Here is a 23,128-nt window from a genome sequence, read left to right on the forward strand (position 1 = left end):
ACTGACATCCGACTACACAGTGCGATGAACTGTCATTCAATCGGACGTCAACTGGATGGAGCGATGGGACATCTCTGGGTGACCACGAAGAGCCCTGCCGCCCGGTTCGCAGCGGGGGCCGGCGTGCTCGGTGTGCTCGTGATCGGCCTGGTCCCGGTGCTGCTCGGCCGGCCCGCCCCGCTTCTGGGCACGAGCACCCTGCCCTGGTGGGCGTTCGCGATCGCGTTCGCCGTCACCGAGGCCTGCGGCCTGAACGTGAACGTCCGGGGGCGTCGCTACCCGATCTCGCTCAGCGGTATCCCGCTGATCACCGGCCTCTACCTGTCCGACCCGGGCCCGCTCCTGATCGCCCGCCTGCTCGGCAGTGTGGCCGTGGCCGCCTGGTACCGCCGGCACAATCCTGTCACCCTGCTCACCGGGGCCTTTGCGGTGATCGCCGGCACCGGGGTGGCCGAGCTGCTGTTCCGCACCCTGGTGCTGCCGTACGGCGTGCTCAGTTACCCCGGCCGCCTGATGACGCTGGCCGTGGTGGTGGTCGCGGCGCTGGTCGAGATCTGCCTGCTGCTGCGGGTGCACCTCGACGCCGCCGGACGGCGGGCCGAGGCCCTGCGGTTACTGGTGCGCGCGGTCGCGGCCGGGGTCATGGGTGCCGCGATCGGCCTGATCCCGGTGATCTCGATCAGCCGGGGGGAACCCTTGCTGACCGCGGCCGTGATCGGCCCCGGTCTGGTGCTCGGCCTCCACGCGTTCGCGATGCTCTCCGAACGGCACGCCCGCCTGCACCGCCTGTACGAGCTCTCCGAGGCCCTGGCTCACCAGCCGGCCCCGGCCCGCGCCATCCCGCTGGTGCTCGAGCAGTCTGCCGATCTGCTGCGCGCCCGCTACTCCGAGCTGGTGCTCAACGACGATCTGGGCCGTTCCACCTCCGGCCGGCGGCTCTGGAGCCACCGCTCGGGACACGTGATCGGCCCCCGCACCCCCGCGGACGACCTCTTCCCGCTGCCCTTCCCACCGATCGGCCCGTCCGGGGCCGGGATGCTGGTGCGTGGCCGCGACCGGGCTGAGCGCGACTTCCTGCGGGCCCGCGGTCTCGGCCAGGCCGTGCTGGTGCCGCTGCGCATCGACGACGACGTGGCCGGGCACCTGCTGGTCGGTGAGCGCAGCGGTGGGGAGCGCGGTTTCGCCGCGTCCGACCTGGCCACGCTGCAGACCGTGGCGGGCCGGGCCGCCGTCGCCCTGAGCAACGGGCACCTGATGGAACGGCTGCGCTTCGAGGCCCGGCACGACGAGCTCACCGGTCTGCCCAACCGCCTGGACTTCCGGGCCCAGCTGGACGGGTGGGTGCCCGAGCTGGTGTCGGGCAGCCGGTCGTGCGCGGTGATGCTGCTCGACCTCAACGGTTTCAAGGCCATCAACGACACCCTCGGTCACCAGGCCGGCGACCAGTTGCTGCGGGAGCTCGCCGGTCGTCTCGGCCGGGTCGCGGGTCGCGGCACGACGGTCGCGCGGCTCGGTGGCGACGAGTTCGCGGTGCTGGCCCCGGGCCTGGGCGACGATGCCGCCCGGGCCCTGGCCCGGCGCCTGCTCACGGTCTTCGACGAGCCGGTCACGCTGGAGGGCCAGGAACTGCGGGTCAGCGGCTCCCTGGGAGTGGCCGTCGGCCCGGACCAGGGCACCACCGGGGCCGAGCTGCTGCGCCGCGCCGACGTGGCGATGTACGTGGCCAAGTCAGCCAAGTCAGCCAAGTCGGCCGGCGGCGGGTACCGGATGTTCACCCGGTCGATGGACCTGCCCGCGTCGCAGTTGCAGACCCTGGCCACGGCCCTTGAGGAGGCCCTGCTCCAGGACCGCATCGGCATCGCCGTGCTGCCCGTGGTCGATCTGGTGACCGGCCGGGTGCACGCACTGGAGGCCCTGGCCCGGTGGAACCACCCGGAGCTGGGCGAGGTGCCGCCCGAGGACTTCTTCGCCGCCGCCGAGCGCAGCGGCCTGGTGACCGAGCTGTCCCGCCGGGTGCTCGACCAGGCGCTGGCCGCGGCCCGCGAGTGGCTGGAGAACGGCCAGCAGGTGCGGGTCGCGGTCAACCTGGCTCCCGGCTGGCTGGCCGACCCGACCCTGCCCGAGCAGATCACCACCGCGCTCGCGGTGCACGACCTCCCGCCCGACCTGCTCTACCTGGAGGTGACCGAGGGCGATGTGATCGACGAGCAGGATCATGCGCTGGCCTCGTTGACCCGGCTGCGGGCCTTGGGGGTGCGGTTGTCGGTGGACGACTTCGGCACCGGATACTCCTCGCTCACCTTCCTGAGCCGGCTGCCGGTGAGCCAGGTCAAGATCCACCAGTCGCTGGTGCAGGAGCTGCGGGCCGGCGGGACCGGCCGGGCCGTCGTCCAGTCGATCATCGACCTCGGGCGCAACCTGGGCCTGGAGGTGGTGGCGGAGGGGGTCACGGACGCCCACACCCGGATCGAGCTGAAGCGGATGGGCTGTGGTTTCGGCCAGGGCTACTACTTCAACGCCCCGGTGGCCGTGGGTGATCTGACCTGGGCGGCCGGGCACCGGCTGCGCACTCCGGTCACCCTTCCACCGGCCCCGCGGGTGGTCGGGGCCCTGGATACCCTGGACGAATGCAGCCCACAGACAGCCCCTCCCTCGGCGCCGTGAAAGACGAACTGCGCGAGCTGATCCGCAAACTCGCCGTGGTGCACGGCAAGGTCACGCTGTCCAGCGGCAAGGAGGCCGACTACTACGTCGACCTGCGCCGCATCACGCTCGACGGCCAGGCCGCGCCGCTGGTCGGGCGGGTCATGCGCGACCTGGTGAAAGACTGGGAGTTCGACGCCGCGGGCGGGCTGACCCTGGGCGCCGACCCGGTGGCCACCTCGATGCTGCACGCCGCCGCGGCGGCCGGTGAACGGCTCGATGCCTTCGTCGTGCGCAAGCAGGGCAAGGCCCACGGTCTGCAGCGCCGCATCGAGGGGGCCGACGTGCCGGGCCGTCGCGTGCTCGCCGTCGAAGACACCTCGACCACCGGTGGTTCCGTGCTGACCGCCGTCGAGGCGCTGCGCGAGGCCGGTGCCGAGGTGATCGGGGTCGCCGTGATCGTCGACCGGGGCACCGGCGCCCGGGAGAAGGTGGAGGCCGCGGGTCTGCCCTACCGGTACGCGTACGACCTGTCCGATCTCGGGCTTTCCTGACACGCTGGACCATGCTCATCGCGCTGGTCGTCGTGGTCGTTCTGCTCGGGGGCCTCGCGCTGGGGCTCGGTTACAACGGCCTGGTCCGGCGGCGGAACCAGGTGCAGGAAACCTGGAGACAGATCGAGGTCGAGCTGACCCGGCGTCACGACCTGGTCCCGAACCTGGTGGAGGCGGTCAGGGGTGACGCCTCGTCCGAGCGGGAGCCCCTCGATGCTGTCCTCCGGGCCCGGGACAACGCTGCCACGCCGGGCGCCTCGGTCGCTGAACAGGCTGAGCACGAGGGGCAGCTGTCCCAGGCCCTGGGCCGGCTGCTCGCCGTCGCCGGGGCGTGTCCCGGCCTGACGGCGAACGAGAACTTCCTGAGCCTGCAGAACGAGCTGGTGAGCACGGAAGACCGGATCGCGGCCGGCCGGCGCTCCTACAACGCGCACGTGCGTGACCTGAACACCCGGGTCGAGTCGGTGCCGACGAACATCGTTGCCGGCGCATTCGGCTTCGAGCGGGCCGACTACTTCGAGGCTGAGAACGGGCACGTGGCCGCGCCGATCAAGCCCAGCGAGCCGGGCAAGCCGATCAGCTAGGACCCGCCTTGACGCGGTGGGACCGGCGCCTGTCCACCACCAGCGCCACCACGGTCGCCGTGATAGCGACGGCGGCGACGACGTAGGCGGCCCACTTCACCCACGGCACGTGGTGGGCGGCGTAGCCGATCAGGATCATTCCGCTGCCCCAGATCAGGGCTCCGAGCACGTTCGCGAGCAGGAACTTCGGGTACGGCATGCGGCCGATCCCGGCGATGATCGGCGTGAAGGTGCGCACCCAGGGGATGAACCGGGCGACGATGATCGCCAGTGGGCCCCAGCGTTCGTAGAACGCCTCGGCCCGGTGCACCCGGTCGGCGTTTCTGCCCGCCCGGCGTAACAGCCAGGGCCGGCCGAAGCGCCGCCCGGTCCAGTAGCCCACGGCGTCACCGGCCACCGCGGCCACCGCCGTCCCCCCGGCCAGCAGGCCGAGGTTCAGGTCGGAGGCCGGCTCGGCGGCCAGGAGCCCGGCCGCGAACAGCACGCTGTCACCGGGCAGAAAAAACCCGACGAGCAGACCGGACTCGACGAAGACCAGGGTGAACACGACGAGGTAGACCGTGGTCGTGGCCATCGACGAGATGTCGGAGAGACTCGTCCACCAGTGCGCCATCGGTTGCCGCCGGTCGCCGGATCAGCGCCGGCCGTCGTACCCCTGATCGGGGCGGTTCGGGTCGTAGTGCTGCTGCGGGATGCCGCTGGGGATCGTCGCGTCGTCGGCCGCGTAGGGCTGGCCGAACTGGTCGTGGCTGCTGGCGAACGGGTCGCTCTCAGCCGGCGGCAGGAACGGCTCCTCGCCGGCGTCCTGCGCCGCAGCGGCCGTGGCCTCCGGCGAGACGGTGGCCGGCTTGCTCCGGTGACGCCACGCCTCGAAGCCCATCGGAATCACCGACACCACGACGAGCAGCAGCAGGCCCGCCTCGATGTGGTCGCGGAACAGCGGGATGTTGCCCAGCAGCTTGCCGAGGACGGTGATGCCCGAGGCCCAGAGCACGGCGCCGATGGCGCTGTAGATGAGGTATTTGCGGCGGTCCATCTTGCCGACGCCCGCGGTCACGGTGATGAAGGTGCGCACCAGCGGGGTGAACCGGGCCAGCACGATCGCGACCGGGCCGTAGTGGTCGAAGAATTCCATCGTCTTGTCGACGTACTCGCGCTTGAACAGCTTCGAGTTTTCCTTCTTGAAGATGGCGGGCCCCGCGGCCCTGCCTATCTCGTAGCCGACCACGTTGCCCAGGAAGGCGGCCAGGGTGAGCACCAGGCAGGCCAGCCAGAGCGGGAAGTCGATGTCGCCCCGGCCGATGAACAGGCCGATCGTGAACAGCAGGGAGTCGCCGGGCAGGAAGAACCCCAGCAGTAGCCCGCATTCGGCGAAGATGATGAGCGCGCCGACCCAGAGGGCGACCCCACCCAGGTCGGTGAGCAGGGTGTCAGGATTCAGCCACGCCGGCCCGAGGGCCATGGGCACGCTTGTCAGCACGGCGCCCAGCCTACGGCGTCAGGCTGGGCGCTTTCTGTCCGTCTCATGAGGGCTTGGTCCACGAGGACGTACAACGTGGCCCACCCCACAGCTGGTTCCCGGTTCTAGGGCAGGATCGCCCGTGTGAGTGAGCAGTCGATGGTGGACGACGAAGAGTTCCGTTCCGCGCCGGTGGGGGTGGGACCGTGGCCCGGCCCCTGGCCGGAGGACCCCCGGTACGACCCGGAACTGCTCGGGCAGGGCGACCGGCGCAACGTGCTCGACGAGTTCCGGTACTGGACCGTCGAGGCGATCGTGGCCGAGCTCGACACCCGGCGGCACGCGTTCCACGTGGCCATCGAGAACTGGGCCCACGACCTGAACATCGGTTCGGTGGTGCGCACCGCGAACGCCTTCAACGCGGCCGGGGTGCACATCGTCGGGCGCCGTCGCTGGAACCGGCGCGGGGCCATGGTGACCGACCGCTACCTGCACGTTCACCATCACGAGGATGCGGACGCCCTCACCCGGTGGGCCGCCGGCGAGGGGCTCACCGTGATCGGCATCGACAACGTGCCGGGTTCGGTACCGATCGAGACCGCCGTCCTGCCGCGCGACTGCGTGCTGGTGTTCGGCCAGGAAGGGCCCGGCCTCTCGCAGGCCACGCTCGACGCCTGCTCCCAGGTGCTGTCGATCACCCAGTTCGGATCGACCCGCTCGATCAACGCCGGGGCCGCGGCCGCGGTCGCCATGCACGCCTGGGTGCGGCAGCACGCGGTCATTCCTGGCGCAGTGCCGTGATCCGCCCGTTCGGGGTCAGCGTCACCCGCACGTAGGCCTCCCCGCCGGGCAGGGAGCGGTTGAGCGTCTGCACCAGCTCCTCCGGGGTCTTGCGGCCGTCGACGAGCAGGGTGGCCCCCGGCTCGATGACCAGCTGGGTCGCCGGGCCGGTCACCCTCGTCGGCTCCTCCCGGCTCATCGGCTCGAAGGTGACCCGCACCGATCCCTGCTCGCTGCGCCCGGCGCTGATCCGGCCGAAGAGCAGGGTGCTTGAGGACGTCGCGGTCATCTGCGTGCGCACGGTGCCCGGGACGGTGGTCGGCTCCCGGGGGGCCGGCGGCATCGAGTGCCCCAGCCAGATCGCCAGCAGGGCCGCGGCGACCAGACAGGCACCGGCCACCACCCATCCGGCCCGACGGCGGCGGCGCAGCCAGGCGCCCCGCCGCATGACGGTGGCGAGATCGTCCGGGCCGGGGCCCGGGATCTCGCCGGGCCGCAGTTCGGTCTCGTCGTCGAGCAGTACCTCGCGGCCGGGCTGCTGACGCTTGAGCAGGCCGAGGGCCTGGGTGCGCGCGGCCATCGAGACCCAGGCCACGGCCGAGGCGGCGAAGCCGGTGGTGCCCGACCAGCGCGCGTGGGCCCGGGCCAGCGTGGCCAGGGTGACCTCCTGGGCGCCGGCCCGGTTGCCCAGCTCGGTGTGCGCGGCTGTGAACGCCGAGCGGTAGAGCTCGGGAAAGAGGGTGGCGAAGTCGGCCGGACGGCCCACCCGGGTCGGCCGCGGTGTGTTCTGCGTGTGCTGTGTGGTCTGTGGAGTCTGGGGGGTCTGCGTGTCGGTGGTCGTCATCTCACCGCCGTCTCCTCTTCGGGTCTGCGGGCGCTCGCTCACGCTACTGGGCGGTGCGGGGACAATTCTCGCGATCGGTGCAGGTCGCAGCCCTTCGAGCGGCATGTCAGCCGCAGGGGCGAGGTGCCTGTCGGGCGTACCGGCGATGGCGGTGGGCACCTGTGCCCGGGTTCGGTCACGAGTCAACAACGGGCGGCCGGTGCCTGTGAGCCCCTCTTGCGGGGCCGGTGCCGGGTGGTTGCCGACAGGTGCCGATGGACGACCTCGGCTGCCGGTTCGTTGCTGGCGTGTCGGGCGGGAATCACTCCGCCGGGAGGGAACACCTCTCAGGAGATGAACTGCTCGAACAATGACGTGATCGTGTTGTCGTCGGTGAGCCGCATCCAGACCCCGACCTGGGTGGGACCGCCGGCGTCCTGGTGGGCGTCCCAGTTGCGCTTCATCTGGGCGATCGAGATCTTCCGCCCCTTGGTCGCGGAGCCGTCCGCCGGGTCGAGCAGCGCGTCGGCACCCTCGATCCGGGCCTGGGGGTCGAGCCGGAACTCCGTGGGCTGGTGCCCTTCTTCTTGCCGTCCAGACCCCTTGCTTCGTGATGCATACCCGGTATAGCTTTCCTCTCGCCATACTGGGTATGCAGTGCTGATCTTGGAGGGGAGTGCCGGGATGTCTGTCCGTCAGAGCCTGCTCGCGATCCTCGCGGAGGGGTCGCAGTACGGGTACCAGCTCCGGCACGAGTTCGAGGTGCGCACCGGCCGGACCTGGCCGATCAACATCGGCCAGGTCTACACGACGCTGAACCGCCTGGTCCGGGACGGACTGGTGGAGGAGGCGGAGCGGGGTGAAGACGGTTCGGTGAACTACCGGCTCACCTACTCCGGGCGCGAGGAGGTCGAGCGGTGGTGGGGTACCCCCGTCGACCGTCAGGCGCCGAACCGCGACGAGGTGGCCATCAAAGTGGCCCTCGCAGCCACGGCGCCGGGCGTCGACGCGTTCGCGGTGATTCACCGCCAGAAGGCCGAAACCCTGCGCGTACTGCAGGGATATACCAAGGAGAAGCGCTCGCTGCCGGATCCGGTGCAGGGTGACGCCCTGGCCCGGCAGCTCGTGCTCGATCATCTGATCTTTGTGGCTGAGGCCGAGGCACGCTGGCTCGACCTGGTCGAGCAGCGGCTGCGTGCCCGCTGAGAGGGGCAATGCCATGAGTGTCGAAGCACAGTCCACCGGGTCGTCGGCTCTGCCGGACCGCCGCCCCGTGCTGCTCAGCCTGAACGACGCAGCCCGGGTGCACGGTGAGGGAACCGCTGTGCCGGTGCGCGCCCTGAACGGCGTGAGCCTGGAGGTTCGCGTGGGTGAACTCGTCGCCGTGATGGGCCCTTCCGGTTCCGGCAAGTCCACCCTGCTGCACCTGGCCGGCGGTCTCGACACCCCCACCTCGGGTGACGTGGTGGTCGACGGGGTGAGCATCGCCGGGCTCTCGGTGAAGGCCCGGGCGGCCCTGCGTCGTCGCAGCGTCGGCTACGTGTTCCAGGATCTGAACCTGGTGCCGGCCCTGACCGCCGCCGAAAACGTCATGCTTCCGAGGGAACTCGACGGTGTCGGAACCCGGCAGGCCCGGCAGGAGGCCCGCGGGGCCCTGCGCGAGGTCGGCGTGGAAGATCTGTTCGACCGGTTTCCCGAGGAGATGTCGGGCGGTCAGCAGCAGCGGGTCGCGATCGCCCGCGCGCTCGTCGGGCCGCGCCGTCTGGTGCTGGCCGACGAGCCCACCGGCGCCCTCGATTCGCTGACCGGTGAGGCCATCATGAAGGTGCTGCGGGCCCGGGTGGACGACGGTGCGGCCGGACTGCTGGTCACGCATGACGCCCAGCACGCGGCCTGGGCCGACCGCGTGGTGTTCCTGCGCGACGGCAAGATGGTGGAATCTGCTGCCGGAAGCGGAATCTCGTGATGCTCGAGAGAATCGTGGTGTGGCGTGCGGCTCTGCGCCTGGCCCGCCGGGACGCCTGGCGCAACAAGGGCCGCAGTGCTCTGGTCGCCCTGATGGTGGCCCTGCCGGTGCTCGCCCTGGCGACGGTGTCGGTGCTGTGGCGCTCGGACGAGCGTGATCCCCAGGACGACGTGCGGGTGCGGCTGGGTGTGCAGGCCCAGGCCGAGATCACGTACGGCTACGAGGCCGCGCTCGTGCAGACCCCGGACGGCCGCGACTACACCTCGCGCGACGACCCGCCCGTCGACGAGGAGCCCGGCCCGGCGACCATGGCGCAGTTCGAGAAGGCGGTCACCCCGCTGATCCCCGCCCGCGACCAGGTGGTGTCCGAGTGGTCGGTGAACTCGAACCGCAACCTTCAACGGGGAGACCGGCTGATCGGCGCGACCCTGCGCGAGATCGACTACACCGCCAACGGTCTCGGAGGTCTCCTGGAGCAGGTGGCCGGCCGGGCCCCGGAACGGGCCGGTGAGGTGGTGGTCAGCCGTCGTCTCGCGGACGCCGGGGAGAAGGTGGGTGACCCCGGGGTGAAGGTGGGTGACCGGCTCACCTATCGGCCCGCGGGGAACCCGGAGCGGAGCCTGACCGTGGTGGGCGTCGTGGACGGCCTGACCCTGGAGAGCAGCAAGGAGGTCATCGGGCGGCCCGGCACCTTCATCACCGCTGCGGTACGGGGGGCGCTGAAGCCCCAGGACGACACTTATGGCGGCGCCTACACCCGATCCCGGTTGATCGTGGTCGGTCCGGACCCGGTCACCTGGTCCGACGTGCTCGACCTCAACGAGCGGGGTGCGGTGGTGCTGAGCCGCCAGGTGATCGCCGACCCACCTCCCGCCACGCAGTTGTTCTACAACAACGACCGTGACCTGGGGGATACCTCCGGTGAGTTCGTGGGCATCACGGTCGTGGTGATCGGCATGGTGCTGCTGCAGATCGCCCTGCTGGCCGGGCCCGCCATCGCGGTCGGCGCGCGCCGCAACCAGCACACCCTTGCCCTGCTGGCCGCGACCGGTGCGCAGCGGCGTCATCTGCGCACCGTCGTGCTCGCCACGAACGGGGTGATCGGCCTGGTCAGCTGCACCGCCGCGGCCGGGCTGGGAACCCTGCTGGGCATCGTGATCATCGCCGTGCTGCGGGCTCACGACGTCACGATCGTCCGGATCGACGTGCACCCGATCGACCTCCTGGTGCTCGTCGGGGTCGGCGTGTTCACCTCCCTCGGGGCATCACTGATCCCGGCCCGGCAGGCGGCGAAGCTCGACGTCGTCGCGGCCCTGACCGGCCGTCGCGGTTACTCCCCGCCCGCGCTGCGGGTGCCGGTGCTCGGCCTGGTGCTCGTGGCGATCGGCACCGGGCTGGCGGTGTTCACCTCGAAAGCCGACCTGCCCTTCGTGACCGTTCTCGGTCTCGGCCTGGCTGAGATCGGCCTGGTCGCGGCCTCCGGTGCGATCGTGGCGCTGGCCGCCCGCCTGGCCGTGCGGCTGCCCTTCAGCGCCCGGTTCGCCCTGCGCGACGCCGCCCGTCAGCGTGGCCGTACCGCTCCGGCCGTGGCCGCGGTGCTCGCGGCGATCGCCGGTGGCAGCGCGGCGCTGGTCTACATGGCCGCGCAGGACGATTACGACCACCGCAACTACCGGCCGACCGCGGCCGCCGGGGTGATCACGGTCGACGCCCACGGCTACTCGTTCGACGACGCGGAGGTGTCGTTGCCCCGGGCCGAGGCATTGCTGCGGAAGGAGCTGCCGATCGGCACGTTGCAGCCGTTCCGGACGCCGAAGTGGGGGGACGACGGGGACACGGAGGTCATGCTGATCCCTCTTCTGCCGCCTGACCTCGAGTGCCCGTCCTTGCCCATCGACGCGGGGGTCTCGATGAGTGCTCCCGCGAGCATGGTCACGGGCTCTGAGCCGGGCCCCTGCCCGGGCCGCAGCGAGCCCGAGACCATCGAGTTCGGGCGCGGCGACCTCTTCGACGACGGCACCGTGCTCCAGGTCCTGACCGACGGGGCGGCTCCGGCCGCCGCGGCCGCGCTCACGGCGGGCCGGGTCGTCACCACCGACCCGGAGGTGATCTGGCCGGACGGCAAGGTGCACATCTCGGTCGAGCGCTGGTCGGACGACGACGATGACGGCGATGACGACATCCAGGCCACCGTCGTCGCCCTGGACGCCGTGCCGTGGCCCTCCGGAGACCGGAAGCTCACCGGTCTGGTGTACCCGCCGGCGGCCGCCGGGAAGCTCGGGGTCGAGCTGGAGGCGAGCGGCTTCCTGGCCGACACCACCCGATCGGTGACCAAGGACGAAGAAGATCGGATCAACGATCTGCTGCATATCGAGGCCGGTGTGCAGATGGACGTGGAGCGCGGTTACGTCAGCCAGTACGCGCTGGGGCTGCTGGCCCTGCTCGTGGCCGCCGCGGTGATCAGCCTGGTCGGCACCTTCACCGCGGTCGGTCTGGCCGCGGCCGAGTCGAGGGCCGACCTCTCCACGCTGGCCGCCGTCGGTGCCGGGCCGGGAGTGCGGCGCCGGCTGGCCGCGGCCCAGGCCGGGGTGATCTCCGGACTGGGTGGGGTGCTCGGGGTGGTGAGTGGGATCCTGGCCGGCTGGGTGCTGATCCGGATGCAGCGGGACTGGAGCGCCGTCACCTCGGACGAGAACCTGTGGCGGCTGGTCCTGCCCTGGTGGCACCTGCTCGCCGTCGGCCTCGGGATCCCGCTGCTGGCGATGCTGATCGCCTTCGGCACGACCCGTTCCCGGCTCACCGTGGTACGCCGGCCCGGGCAGTAGAGACGTCCGGGGTGCCCCGGGAGGAGGGCACCCCGGACCGCTTCTCACACCAGGTCGATCAGGGTCTCGATCGACGGCACGATGTGGGACGGGCGGAACGGGTAACGCTGCACGCCCTCCCGGGTGGTGGAGCCGGTCAGGACCAGGAAGGTCTCCAGGCCCGCCTCCATGCCGGCCACCACGTCGGTGTCCATCCGGTCGCCGATCATCGCGGTGTACTCGGAGTGGGCGTCGATCTTGTTCAGGGCGCTGCGGAACATCATCGGGTTGGGCTTGCCGACGATGTACGGGTCCCGGCCGGTCGCCCGGCTGATCAGCGCCGCCACCGCACCGCAGGCCGGCAGCGGGCCCTCGGCCGAGGGCCCGGTCGGGTCGGGGTTGGTCGCGATGAACCGGGCGCCGCCCTCGATCAGCCGGATTGCCTTGGTGATCGCCTCGAACGAGTAGGTGCGCGTCTCACCCAGCACCACGAAGTCCGGGTCGGTGTCGGTGAGCACGTAACCGGCCTCGTGCAGGGCCGTGGTCAGCCCGGCCTCGCCGATCACGTAGGCCTTGCCGCCGGGCAGCTGGTCGGCCAGGAACTGGGCCGTGGCCAGGGCCGACGTCCAGATCGACGACTCCGGCACGTCGAGGCCGGAGGAGAGCAGGCGGGCTCGTAGGTCTCGCGCGGTGTAGATCGAGTTGTTCGTCAGCACCAGGAAGGGGCGTTCCTTCTCCTGCAGACGCTGCAGGAACTCGGCGGCTCCCGGCAGAGCCAGGCCCTCGTGGACCAGAACGCCGTCCATGTCGGTCAGCCAGCAGCGGATCTCCCGCGTGTTCATGCTTCTCCTACCTGTTCGAGTCGTATGCCCCCGGCTCGAACCGTACTGCGGCTGGTCGCCGAAGACCCGCGGGGGAAGTGGGGGCGCCTCCCCGGGTTACTTGCCCACCCATGCGTCGAGGTCGAAAGCCGCTGCCAGCGCCGCCATCCCGGCGTCGCTCGGGTGCAGGTGGTCGCCCGAGTCGTTCGCCGGGAGCAGCCGCTGCGGATCCGCCGGATCGCGCACGGCCGCGTCGAAGTCGACCACCGCGTCGAACTCCGGCGCCGTGCGCACCCAGCCGTTCACCAGCGTCCTCTGCTGCTCCTTCTCCGGTGTCAGGCAGCCGGTCGCACAGGTGAAGGGGGTGAGCGTGGCCCCCACCACCCGCAGGCCGTGCTCGTGGGCGCGGTCGGCCAGCTGGGTCAGGCCGTCGATCACCGTGGTGGCCGGGGTACCCGAGGCGATGTCGTTGATGCCCAGCGCGATCACCACGACCCGCACGTCCGGCCGGTCCAGGACATCGTGCCCGAACCGGCGCAGCCCGGAGGCGCTGGGCGAGGCGCAGCCCTGGTTCTCGGACACCACCCGGTTGCCGCCGATGCCCTCGTTGAGCACGCCCAGGGTGGCCGTGCCGGCGTGCTGGTGCATCCGGGCCGCGAGGAGATCGGGCCAGCGCCGGTTCGCGTCCGGGGTGGAACTGGCGCCCTCGGTGATCGAGTCGCCGAACATGCTGATCGTGCCGGTGCCGGCCGGATCGGGCACGTCGATGCCCTCCAGCCAGTACCAGGACGACACCGAGTGGGTGAACACATCACCGGCGGTCGCACCCGCGTGATCGCCCTCGGCGAGGTAGGAGGTCGCGACCGGCCGGCTGTGCCCGGTGCCGGCCGCGGTCGGGCCCCGGGGCACCACGTCGATCGCCAGCGACCGGCGCAACGGTCGGGAGAGTTCGACCGGATCGCTGATCACCCGCCCGCCCGGCGGGATCTCGACGTCCCGGGCGCCGCCGAACGTCACTGGACGCACCGAGCCGCCCTGCACGGACGGACCGTTGTCCAGGGCGAGCCCGGCGGTGACCTTCGACAGACGCACCGGTTCGGTGCCGAAGGTGTTGGCCAGGCGGAGCTGGAAGCGACTGCCCCCGAGGGTGGGGCGAACCACCTGGCGCAGGGTGCGGCCGGTGAGGTCGGGGCCGTCGATGTCCTGGACCGCTGTGCTCCAGGCACCGCTCCAGCCGGGCTCCACGGTGCGGGGCAGGGCCGAGATCGTCCGGTCGGCGCTGGAGGGTGAGGGGGTGGGTGCGACGGTGACCGTCTCACCGGGGAACGCCGCGGTGGGGCAGGAGTGGGCGCCGGCGGACGGCGCGGCGCCCAGACCGTGCTCATGCCCGGCCGACACCAGCACGACGACCGCGGTGACGGCCCCGGCCGAGGCCAGGGCCATCCAGGCGTTACGGGTGTGCCTCTTCACTGCCCCTCCCGGCGGGACGTGTGAATCTCATTCGGCACACCCGCGGGCCGGCTGAAGAATCAACTCCTCAGTGGAGCACTAGGTTCCGTCAGGAGGCAGCGGGAAACGTGGCACCCCGCCCGACGGCCCCACCGGTCCGGGCCGGGTTCATCTCGACCTCGTCGAAGGTGCTGACGGTCATCCGGACATCACAGGCCAGGCGATCACCGACGGCCGGCGGCTTCACCCCGGGCGGCACGATGAGCATCGAGACCTGCATGTGCGCCACGTCGGCGTAGTGCAGTTTCTTCCCGGCCCAGCGGAACGGCGAAGGACTCCAGCCGGCGCCGTGCGCGGCGCCCTGCACCACGCTCTTCATGATGTTCTTCAGGCCGACCCGGCCGGAGCTGGCCTGCAACCCGATGCCGTGCGCGGTGCCGCCCGAGACCACGAGCAGCGTGCCACCGTGCATCCGGCGCTGCCGGTACCCCACGGCCTCGCGGTGCGGCACCGTGCGGGCGTCGAGCACCGTGCCGGTGACCTTGAAGGTGCTGCGGTCGGCCAGCCACAGACCGGTGCCGACACGCGGGCGGACGGTGATGCCGGGCTCGGCGGCCCGGAGCGCGGTCAGTTCGGCCGCGGTCAGGTGCGATACCCAGAACGTGTCCACCGGGACGCGCGCCGTGCGCAGTTCGTAGATCGCCCGGTGCACCGACTGCACCACTTCCTGCCGGTCACCACCGCTGGGCAGGTGCATGGCGATGCCGGCCAGGCGCACCCGGCTCAGCGGTTCGGCGAGCCCGGCCAGTTCGGTGAGCTGCACGCCGTGCCGGTGCACCGGCGAGTCCAGCTCCAGAATCACCTGGATGCCGGTGTCGCCCTGGTCGGCCAGGTAACGCAGCACGTCGGCGTGGGCGACCGTGCGGATCACCGAACCCGCCGGCCGGGAGGCCTTCAGCGCCTCGGCCATGGTCATCGGGCCGAGCACCGCGATGCTGCCGTGGAATGCCGTTCGTACCGAGGCCATCTCGGCCTCCGTGCCCACCGCCACCGTGTCCACGCCGAGTCGCGTGGACAACTCCGCCAGCCGTTCGCGTCCGAAACCGTAACCGTTGCCCTTGATCACGGGCACCACCGCCGGGAACTGCTCGGCCGCCCCCCGGACGCTGGCCTCCCAGCGGGGCTCGTCGATCGTCAGCGTGAAAGTCATGCCCGCGCCCTCTGAACTTTCTGGTAGGTCTGGAAAGCCTTGTGCCAGAACGGGGAGAGGGAGAATTCCCACTCGCCCGCGGTCTCCACCACGTGACCGCCGGCGCCCAGCTTGAACCGCAGCAGACCGGCGAGCCGATCGTTCTCGTCCAGGGTGTCGGCGATGCCCCGGAAGTCGTAGACCCAGTTCCCGCGGGCCAGCGCGGCCTGCATGGAGGTCCACTGCATGGCGGTCGGGGCCTGCACCTCACGGTGCCGCGAGGTCGAGGCGCCGTAGGTGTACCAGCAGGTGCGATCCACATCCACGGTCAGCGCCGCGGACAGGGCCTCACCCTGATACTCGCTGATCCACAGGCGCAGCATCGGCTCCGGGCCGGAGTTCAGCGCCTTCCACATGGTGGTGAAGTAGTCGGCCGGGCGCGGCGTGAAACCGTCACGCTCACCGGTCTCGACGTACAGCTCATGGAAGATCGGCAGGTCGCCCGCATCGCCCTGGCGCACCGTGACACCGGCCGCGGCAGACTTCTTGATGCTGCGGCGCCACTGCTGGTTCATGTTCTTCAGGAGCTGCTCGGGGGTGCGGTCACGCATGTCCACCCGAACACCCAGGCGCGGCTGCCCGGAGGTGAACTCGCCGGAGTCGTTCTCCAGCGAGACCCAGCCGGTGGCCTGCAGGATCCGCATCAGCGACAGACCGGTGGGAACGGCCTCGTCGGGCTCGAGCCCGGAGAAACGGGTGACGCCCTCGGCGGCCAGACCGCTCTTGGCGGTCGCCGTGCCCCAGGTGCGTACCGTCTGGGTCGGGCCGATCCGCAGGGCGAACGCGTGCTGCGCCTTCAGATACTCCTGGAACGGGTCCAGCCACTGACGCGGCGCTTCCACCACGCGGTCCCAGGGCAGCGTCGGCCCCTCGGGCACGTAGGCCAGGCTGCGGTTGGTACCGGGCACCGGCCGGTACAGCACCAGGGCAGCGCCGACCACCTCACCGTCTTCGATCCAGCCGATGCTCTCGTTGCGCCAGGCCTTCTTCACGCCGCCCCAGGCCGGGGTCTGCAGAATGCTCGCCGCGTGGGTCTGGGCGAAGCGGGTGTGCTCGGCGGCCGGGATCTGCCGCACCGTGAGCCCGGGCTGCTTCGCGGGCCACAGGACGGTGCCGGAGCGGGTGGAGCGGACATCTGTTCCAGGCATGTGTATGAGGGTGCTTCCTGTGGCCGGGTCACCACATCAGGCCACGGTATGGTCCCGTGGTGCTTTTGGGGGATTGTCTCCTCCTGAAGTACGACCACGGGTCGCCCTTTCGTTCATCCTCCAGAAGGAGGAACCCGGCCACGTCCTGCCTTTATCGTCGTAGGGTGACCATTCAGCCACCCACCGACGTCACGCAACGTGCCAGGGTGAGTGCGGTCCGGGGCTTCCTGCACGACCGGGTTCTGCCCCCGCTGCCGGCCGCGATCATCGCCGCCGGGCTCTTCGTGACCACCTTCGCCGGGGTGCCCTGGCTGATCCGGAACGGCTGGGACCCGGCGAATCCCGGCAGCTACCTCTGGCTGTCCGCGGTCATGACGGTCGTGCTGCTGACCCGCGACCGGTTTCCCCGGGCCACCCTGCTGGCGCTGGTGCTGCTCTACCCGCAGGTCTACGGCGGCTGGCTGGACACCGACCTGCACGTGCTGCCCTTCGTCCTGGCCGGCTACTCGGTCGCGGCCCAGGGTGCCCTGGCCACGGTGTGGACGGTGCTGGCGTGTGAGATCGGGGTGCTGCGCGACTCGCTGTTCTACGGTCCGGACCCGCAGGAATGGGCGGTCCGGGCCCTCTTCGACGACCCGGCGAACGTCGGGTTCATCAACGTCCCAAGGATTTTCATCCTTTCCGCCGCTGTGATCGCCACCGTTCTGCTCGGCCGGGCGTCGTATCGGCAGAGGCGGGCGAACGAGGAGCTCCGCCACCGGCAGGAAGAGCTGGAACGGTTGCGTGAGATTCAGGCCGATCAGCTGGTCGCCGCCGAGCGCACCCGGATCGCCCGGGAGCTGCACGACGTGGTGGCGCATCACATCAGCGCGGTCGTGCTGCGGGCGCAGGCCGCCGACCGGGTCGCCGACGCCCGTCCCGAACAGCTGCGGGAGGCCGTGCGCTGGATCGCCCTGGACGGTCAGCAGACCCTGGCCGCCATGCGCCAGGTGGTGAAGGTGCTGCGGTCCACCGACTCGGCCGGGCCCCTGACCCCGCAGACCACCCTGGCCGAGATCCCGGAGATCGCCGGCCGGATGGAGGCCGTGGGCATGCCGGTGGAGCTGCGTCTGCCCCCGGTGCAGCCGATCCTGCCCGCGGCGGTGGAACTCGCCGCGGTGCGGATCATTCAGGAATCCCTGACGAACGCCCTGGTGCACGCCCGGGCCGGCCGGGCCCTGGTGGTGCTGCAACTGACGGGCGACAGCCTGCTCATCGAGGTGCACGACGACGGCGGCCCGGCCGCCGCCAAACCTGACGACGCATCCGCGGTCGCCCGCTGGGCGCGACGCCCGGTCACCACCCCCCGGGGCATCGCGGTGGCTGACAGCCCGCAGGAGTCGCGCCGTGCGTCCACCTTCGGGTCCGGCCACGGCCTGGTCGGCATGCGCGAGCGGGCCGCCTCGTGCGGGGGCACACTGGAGACCGGTCATTCGTCGCTGGGTGGGTGGCTCGTGCGGGCCCGGCTGAGCATCTCGATGGAGAACGACTCCGCTGGGGAACCGCACGCGGCGCTGCGCCCGGCTGTCTGAAGCCGTCGATGAGCCGTCGATGAGCCGTCGATGAGCCGTCGTGAAGGCCGTCTCGCACCCGACCCGGACATCGTGCGAGAGTGCGCCGGACCGATGCCGTTCGAGCAGGGAACCCGCGATCTCATGACCACTGCGCACATCTCGGCGCCCGGCCGGCCCATCCGGGTCGGCGTCGTGGACGACCAGGGCGTGATCCGCGCCGGGCTCACGATGATTCTCGACCATGAGGCCGACCTGACCGTGGTCGGCGAGGCCGGTGACGGGGCCCGGGCACTGGAGATGGTCGCCGCCGTGCGGCCCGACGTGGTGCTGATGGACATCCGGATGCCGGTGCTGGACGGCATCGAGGCCACCCGCCGCATCGTCGCGGGCGAGGGGCCCGTGCCCGCCGTGCTGGTGCTCACCACGTTCGACGACGAGGAGTACGTGCTCGGCGCGATCCGGGCCGGTGCCAGTGGTTTCCTGCTGAAGGACGCGGGTCCCGACGTTCTGGTGTCCGCGGTGCGGACGGTGTTCGGCGGCAACTCGCTGGTCGACCCGGTGGTGACCAACACGCTCATCGCCCACTGTCTCGAACTGGAACGCTCACTGCCCCCGGCGGTGCCCGCGTCGTCCGTACCCCTGGCCCCTGGCACCGCGGCGGCCCGCACTCTCTGGGCCCCCAAACTGGCCGCCCTGAGCGAGCGAGAGCGGCAGATCCTGGTGGGCATGGCCCGGGGGCTGTCGAACACCGATCTGGCCGGTCACCTGGTGGTCAGCGAGACCACGGTGAAGTCGCACGTGAGCTCGGTGCTGGCGAAACTCGGTCTACGCAACCGGGTGCAGGCGGTCGTGGTGGCCTACGAGACCGGTGTGGTGTCGCCAGGCGACCAGGCGCCCCAGAGCTGGTGAGTAGCCTGGATCACTCGTTGCCTGGCTCACGTCACGCAAAGCGCCCACTTGTGTCACTTTAGTCCCGAATGTCTCTTGGGTCACGTCACTTGTCCGGACAAGTTGGACACGCGCCCCGGAGAATTTTTTCTGAGACGCGTCAAACGTTGACATGGGCCAGTGCAAGTCAGATCCGGGCCTTCGAAAGCACGGTCATAGCCTCACGTAAGCGCGCGCCCGGAGGCGGTTCACGTGCAAGGATCGGCGTAGCGAGAGCGACATGAAGGTCCGCAGGGCTCCTCTCCTGACCGTGCGCCGGTGTGGGTGGCCCCCTGATGGGACCACCACGCTGATAACGCACGACGAAACGCACAGGAGCTCCTCTGATGCCGATTGCAACCCCCGAGGTCTACGCGGAAATGCTCGACCGCGCCAAGGCCGGGTCCTTCGCCTATCCCGCCATCAATGTCACCTCGTCCCAGACGCTGAACGCCGCGCTGCGCGGCTTCGCCGAGGCGGGAAGCGACGGCATCGTGCAGATCTCCACCGGTGGGGCCGAGTACGCCTCGGGTTCCACGGTGAAGAACATGGTCACCGGTGCGGTGGCGCTGGCGCAGTTCGCGCACGAGGTGGCGAAGAACTACGACATCAACATCGCGCTGCACACCGACCACTGCCCGAAGGACAAGCTCGACGGCTACGTCCGCCCGCTGCTGGCGATCAGTACCGAGCGCGTCGCCCGCGGCGAGAACCCGCTGTTCCAGTCGCACATGTGGGACGGCTCCGCGGTGCCGCTCGAAGAGAACCTGAAGATCGCCTCCGAGCTCATCGACCTCACGGCCGCCGCCCGGATCATCCTCGAGGTCGAGATCGGTGTCGTCGGTGGTGAGGAGGACGGCATCGCCAACGAGATCAACGACAAGCTCTACACCACGGTGAACGACGCGCTGGCCACCGTCGACGCGCTCGGCCTGGGTGAGAAGGGCCGCTACATGACGGCTCTCACCTTCGGCAACGTGCACGGCGTGTACAAGCCGGGCAACGTCAAGCTGCGCCCGGAGATCCTCAAGGAGATCCAGGACGCGGTCGGCTCCCGCTTCGGCCGGGAGAAGCCGTTCGACCTGGTGTTCCACGGCGGCTCGGGCTCGCTGCCCGAAGAGATCTCCGCCGCCGTCGACTTCGGCGTGGTCAAGATGAACGTCGACACCGACACGCAGTACGCCTTCACCCGGCCCGTGGTCGAGCACATGTTCCGTAACTACGACGGCGTGCTCAAGATCGACGGGGAGGTCGGCAACAAGAAGATGTACGACCCCCGGGTGTGGGGCAAGGCGGCCGAGGGAGGCCTGGCCGCCCGCGTGGTCGAGGCCTGCCAGGCACTGCGCAGCGCCGGCACGAAGATTTCCTGACGTAGGAAGATCGGGGTCCGTGCGGTTCTGACCCGTGAAGGGGAAGAACCGCACGAACAGGCCCGGACGAGCCCGGACGAGCGTCTCATCGCTCCACTGGGGCAGAATCACCTCGTGACCACGCATCAGAACCTGTTCAACTCGCCGCCGCCCACTCTCCTTCCGGACGACGCGGTGTCTCGCGATGCGATCGCCGCCGGCGCCCCGCTGGAGAACGTGGCCGCGACGACCCCGTCGCACTGCCTTCCCTGGGCCGCCCTGGCCGAGCGTGCGCTCGAGGCCGGTAACGACGTCGAGGCGTACGCCTACGCCCGCACCGGCTACCACCGTGGCCTCGACGCACTGCGCCGCGGTGGCTGGAAGGGCCACGGCCCGGTGCCGTGGTCGCACGTCCCGAACCAGGGTTTCCTGCGCGCTCTCGCGGCCCTCGGCCGCGCCGCCGCCGCCATCGGTGAAGACGAGGAGCGCGACCGTATCGCCGCGTTCGTCGCCGACTGTGACCCGGAGGCCGCCGCTGCGCTCAACGTGCTGAGCTGGGCGGTCGAGCGCTGAACCAGACCCGCGGCAGTGCCCCGGTGGTCGTCGTGGGCGCCGGGATCGCCGGGGTGGCCTGTGCGCGGCGCCTGCACGACGCTGGGGTGCGGGTGCGGCTCTACGAGCGCGGTCGTCGCATCGGGGGCCGGATGGCCGTGAAAACTGAGTACGTCGGCCCGGTCTCGTCCTTGTCGGTCGGGCACTCCGTAGACATCGGCGCACCCTACTTCACTGTGCGCGAAGCACTTTTCGCGCACGTGGTGGGAGCCTGGCGAGAGGCCGGCCTGGCCCAGCCGTGGACCGACCACTTCAGCGTGCTCGACGACGAAGGGCTGCGCCCGGGCAAACCGGGGCCGCAGCGCTGGTCGACCGTGCCCGGTACCGGGGGCCTGCGAGGACTGGTCGAGAATCTGGCGCAGGGGCTCAGGGTCGAGACGGCGCACCTGGTCGAGTCGGTGACGGTGGAGCACGGGCGGCCTCTGGTGGACGGTGAGCCGGCCGCCGCCGTCGTGATGGCCATGCCCGACCCGCAGGCCGAGCGGCTGTTGCCGCCCGGTACGGCCGCCGAGCTCGGTGTGGCCGGTTCCGGGCAGCATCCGGTGCTGACGCTGTGGGCTGCCTGGAACGCGCGCTGGTGGCCGGAGTTCGACGGGGTGTTCGTCAACAACTCCGACACGATCACCTGGATCACCGACAGCGGTCGCAGCCATGCCGACGGGGTGCCGGTGCTCGTCGCCCACAGCACCGACGCGTTCGCCCGGCCCCGGCTGCGCGAGGCGAGTTCGGGGATCGAGCCGATGCTCGCCGAACTCGGCCGTCTGCTCGGCTCCGGCACCGTCCCGCAGGCGGAGTGGGCCCGCATTCACCGCTGGTCGTTCGCAGCGCCGATGCGCACCCATCTGGAGCCGTTCCGTCTTCTCGGACCGGGGGAACCGGCCCTGATCGGGGTCTGTGGGGACGCCTGGGGGCCCCGCTCACGGGTCGAGCAGGCCTGGATGTCGGGCAACGGGATGGCGGAGCAGCTGCTGAAGCAGTTGGGATGACTTGGGATGACACCGACAGGCGCAGACGGTGGGGGTCGTCGGGGCGAACAGCGGCTGTCGCGCTAGCATCAATCACCGGACCCCACACCCAGGGGTGGAGTAAGGAGCCCGGTTCAATGCCCGCGATCGTTCTGGTCGGCGCCCAGTGGGGCGACGAGGGTAAGGGCAAGGCCACCGATGCCCTCGGTGCCGAGGCGGACTATGTCGTCAAGTTCAACGGCGGCAACAATGCCGGGCACACCGTGGTCGTCGACGGCGAGAAGTACGCCCTTCACCTGTTGCCCTCGGGCATCCTCACCCCTGGTTGCACGCCGGTCATCGGCAATGGGGTGGTCATCGACCTCGCCGTGCTGTTCGAGGAGATCGACGGCCTCACCGCCCGTGGCATCGACTGTTCCAAGCTGCTGATCTCGGCCAACGCCCACCTGATCCCCTCGTACAACCGCACGCTCGACAAGACGGTCGAGCGGTTCCTGGGCAAGCGCAAGATCGGCACCACGGGCCGCGGTATCGGCCCGACCTATGCGGACAAGATGAGCCGCGTCGGCATCCGGGTGCAGGACCTCTTCGACGAGAACATCCTGCGGCAGAAGATCGAGGGTGCCCTCGACGCCAAGAACCACCTGTTGGTCAAGGTGTTCAACCGCCGTGCCATCACGGTGGACGAGGTGTTCGAGGAACTGATCTCGTACGCCGACCGGCTGCGTCCCATGGTCACCGACACCGGTAAGACCCTGGTCGACGCGCTGGACCGCGGTGAGATGGTGCTCTTCGAGGGCGGCCAGGCCACCCTGCTCGACGTCGACCACGGCAACTACCCGTTCGTCACGTCGTCCAACGCCACCTCCGGCGGTGCCTGCACCGGCTCCGGGGTGCCGCCCACCCGCATCGACCGGGTGATCGCCGTGGCCAAGGCCTACGCCACCCGCGTGGGCGAGGGCCCGTTCCCGACCGAGCTGCACGACGAGTGGGGCGACCGGCTGCGCGACGTCGGCGGTGAGTTCGGCACCACGACCGGCCGTCCGCGCCGCTGTGGCTGGTACGACGCCCCGATCTCGCGCTACGCGGCTCGGATCAACGGCGTCACCGACTTCGTGCTGACCAAGCTCGACGTGCTCACCGGCATCGAGCGCATCCCCGTCTGCGTGGCCTACGAGGTCGACGGTGAGCGTCACGAGGAGATGCCCATGACGGAGACCGGTTTCCACCACGCGAAGCCGATCTACGAATACTTCGACGGCTGGACCGAAGACATCTCCGCCGCGCGTACCTTCGACGACCTGCCCAAGGCCGCCCAGGTGTACGTCAGTGCCCTGGAAGCGATCTCGGGGCAGCGCATCTCGGCTGTCGGGGTCGGCCCGAGCCGTGAGCAGACCGTGGTGCGTCACTCCCTGCTGCCGGAGTAAGAAGCCTTCACACCT

General features: G+C 70.5%; 20 protein-coding genes. 13 read left to right on the forward strand and 7 right to left on the reverse strand.

The genetic code is table 11. From position 1 onward, the window contains the following. Positions 1-63: 63 nt before the first annotated feature. From QSK05_RS02300 to QSK05_RS02310, 3 genes are read left to right on the forward strand one after another with little or no spacing between them, the layout of a single operon-like run. Entirely contained in the window at positions 64-2,664 is a 2,601-nt protein-coding gene (locus tag QSK05_RS02300) for a putative bifunctional diguanylate cyclase/phosphodiesterase (RefSeq protein ID WP_285593375.1), read from the forward strand. Continuing rightward, the gene (gene pyrE, locus QSK05_RS02305; RefSeq protein WP_285593376.1) at positions 2,628-3,197 is read left to right on the forward strand and encodes an orotate phosphoribosyltransferase; all 570 of its coding nucleotides are present in this window, start codon (positions 2,628-2,630) and stop codon (positions 3,195-3,197) included. Before QSK05_RS02300 ends, pyrE begins: the two co-directional genes overlap by 37 nt. Positions 3,198-3,208: 11 nt before the next feature. After that, positions 3,209-3,781 (forward strand): LemA family protein, encoded by a 573-nt coding sequence (locus tag QSK05_RS02310; RefSeq protein ID WP_285593378.1) that lies wholly within the window; start codon positions 3,209-3,211, stop codon positions 3,779-3,781. On the opposite strand, the gene QSK05_RS02315 is transcribed toward QSK05_RS02310, so the two are convergent. Together QSK05_RS02315 and QSK05_RS02320 are read right to left on the reverse strand one after the other, a co-directional pair. Then, positions 3,774-4,394, reverse strand: coding sequence for a DedA family protein (locus QSK05_RS02315; RefSeq protein WP_285593380.1), 621 nt, complete (start codon positions 4,392-4,394; stop codon positions 3,774-3,776). The two genes, QSK05_RS02310 and QSK05_RS02315, sit on opposite strands and share 8 nt — an antisense overlap. Before the next feature lie 21 nt (positions 4,395-4,415). Next, positions 4,416-5,261: a DedA family protein gene (locus tag QSK05_RS02320; protein ID WP_285593382.1), complete on the reverse strand. Its 846-nt coding sequence runs from the start codon at positions 5,259-5,261 to the stop codon at positions 4,416-4,418. A gap of 138 nt (positions 5,262-5,399) precedes the next feature. Between QSK05_RS02320 and QSK05_RS02325 the strand changes: the two genes are divergently transcribed. Then, positions 5,400-6,041 (forward strand): TrmH family RNA methyltransferase, encoded by a 642-nt coding sequence (locus QSK05_RS02325; RefSeq protein WP_352300206.1) that lies wholly within the window; start codon positions 5,400-5,402, stop codon positions 6,039-6,041. Here QSK05_RS02325 and QSK05_RS02330 read toward each other — a convergent pair. Beyond that, positions 6,019-6,864, reverse strand: a complete 846-nt coding sequence (locus QSK05_RS02330) for a hypothetical protein (RefSeq protein WP_285593386.1) — start codon at positions 6,862-6,864, stop codon at positions 6,019-6,021. The two genes, QSK05_RS02325 and QSK05_RS02330, sit on opposite strands and share 23 nt — an antisense overlap. A gap of 663 nt (positions 6,865-7,527) precedes the next feature. Between QSK05_RS02330 and QSK05_RS02335 the strand changes: the two genes are divergently transcribed. Genes QSK05_RS02335 through QSK05_RS02345 form a run of 3 tightly spaced genes read left to right on the forward strand, consistent with a single transcriptional unit; the run spans position 7,528 to position 11,634 of the window. Further along, entirely contained in the window at positions 7,528-8,049 is a 522-nt protein-coding gene (locus QSK05_RS02335) for a PadR family transcriptional regulator (RefSeq protein WP_285593388.1), read from the forward strand. A gap of 13 nt (positions 8,050-8,062) precedes the next feature. Next, on the forward strand, positions 8,063-8,809 hold the full coding sequence (locus QSK05_RS02340; protein WP_285593390.1) for an ABC transporter ATP-binding protein: 747 nt from the start codon (positions 8,063-8,065) through the stop codon (positions 8,807-8,809). Then, entirely contained in the window at positions 8,809-11,634 is a 2,826-nt protein-coding gene (locus tag QSK05_RS02345; protein WP_285593392.1) for an FtsX-like permease family protein, read from the forward strand. Before QSK05_RS02340 ends, QSK05_RS02345 begins: the two co-directional genes overlap by 1 nt. A 44-nt stretch (positions 11,635-11,678) precedes the next feature. Here QSK05_RS02345 and QSK05_RS02350 read toward each other — a convergent pair whose 3' ends face one another. From QSK05_RS02350 to QSK05_RS02365, 4 genes are all read right to left on the reverse strand, one after another. Further along, the gene (locus QSK05_RS02350; protein ID WP_231488241.1) at positions 11,679-12,455 is read right to left on the reverse strand and encodes an HAD-IIA family hydrolase; all 777 of its coding nucleotides are present in this window, start codon (positions 12,453-12,455) and stop codon (positions 11,679-11,681) included. Between the two features lie 96 nt (positions 12,456-12,551). After that, positions 12,552-13,904: an SGNH/GDSL hydrolase family protein gene (locus QSK05_RS02355; protein WP_285593395.1), complete on the reverse strand. Its 1,353-nt coding sequence runs from the start codon at positions 13,902-13,904 to the stop codon at positions 12,552-12,554. An 88-nt stretch (positions 13,905-13,992) separates the two neighbouring features. Beyond that, entirely contained in the window at positions 13,993-15,093 is a 1,101-nt protein-coding gene (locus QSK05_RS02360) for an alanine racemase (RefSeq protein WP_285593397.1), read from the reverse strand. Continuing rightward, positions 15,090-16,280: a lipid II:glycine glycyltransferase FemX gene (locus QSK05_RS02365; RefSeq protein ID WP_285593399.1), complete on the reverse strand. Its 1,191-nt coding sequence runs from the start codon at positions 16,278-16,280 to the stop codon at positions 15,090-15,092. The genes QSK05_RS02360 and QSK05_RS02365 overlap by 4 nt, the downstream gene beginning before the upstream one ends. A 164-nt stretch (positions 16,281-16,444) precedes the next feature. Here QSK05_RS02365 and QSK05_RS02370 point away from each other — a divergent pair, with 164 nt between their 5' ends. From QSK05_RS02370 to QSK05_RS02395, 6 genes are all read left to right on the forward strand, one after another. After that, positions 16,445-17,851, forward strand: coding sequence for a sensor histidine kinase (locus QSK05_RS02370; protein WP_285593401.1), 1,407 nt, complete (start codon positions 16,445-16,447; stop codon positions 17,849-17,851). Positions 17,852-17,974: 123 nt separating this feature from the next. Continuing rightward, positions 17,975-18,742 carry a response regulator transcription factor gene (locus tag QSK05_RS02375; protein WP_352300209.1) on the forward strand — a complete coding sequence of 256 codons (768 nt, stop codon included), beginning with the start codon at positions 17,975-17,977 and terminating at the stop codon, positions 18,740-18,742. Positions 18,743-19,107: 365 nt separating this feature from the next. Next, a complete protein-coding gene (fbaA, locus tag QSK05_RS02380) occupies positions 19,108-20,130 on the forward strand; it encodes a class II fructose-bisphosphate aldolase (RefSeq protein ID WP_285593404.1) in 1,023 nt (340 codons plus the stop codon). Positions 20,131-20,244: 114 nt separating this feature from the next. Further along, on the forward strand, positions 20,245-20,682 hold the full coding sequence (locus tag QSK05_RS02385) for a DUF3151 domain-containing protein (protein WP_285593406.1): 438 nt from the start codon (positions 20,245-20,247) through the stop codon (positions 20,680-20,682). A gap of 23 nt (positions 20,683-20,705) precedes the next feature. Then, complete coding sequence (locus QSK05_RS02390) at positions 20,706-21,707, forward strand: NAD(P)/FAD-dependent oxidoreductase (protein WP_285593407.1); 1,002 nt, start codon at positions 20,706-20,708, stop codon at positions 21,705-21,707. A 116-nt stretch (positions 21,708-21,823) separates the two neighbouring features. After that, positions 21,824-23,113: an adenylosuccinate synthase gene (locus QSK05_RS02395; protein ID WP_285593409.1), complete on the forward strand. Its 1,290-nt coding sequence runs from the start codon at positions 21,824-21,826 to the stop codon at positions 23,111-23,113. Positions 23,114-23,128 lie beyond the last annotated feature (15 nt).

This window comes from Kineosporia sp. NBRC 101731 (assembly GCF_030269305.1).
Taxonomy (GTDB): domain Bacteria; phylum Actinomycetota; class Actinomycetes; order Actinomycetales; family Kineosporiaceae; genus Kineosporia.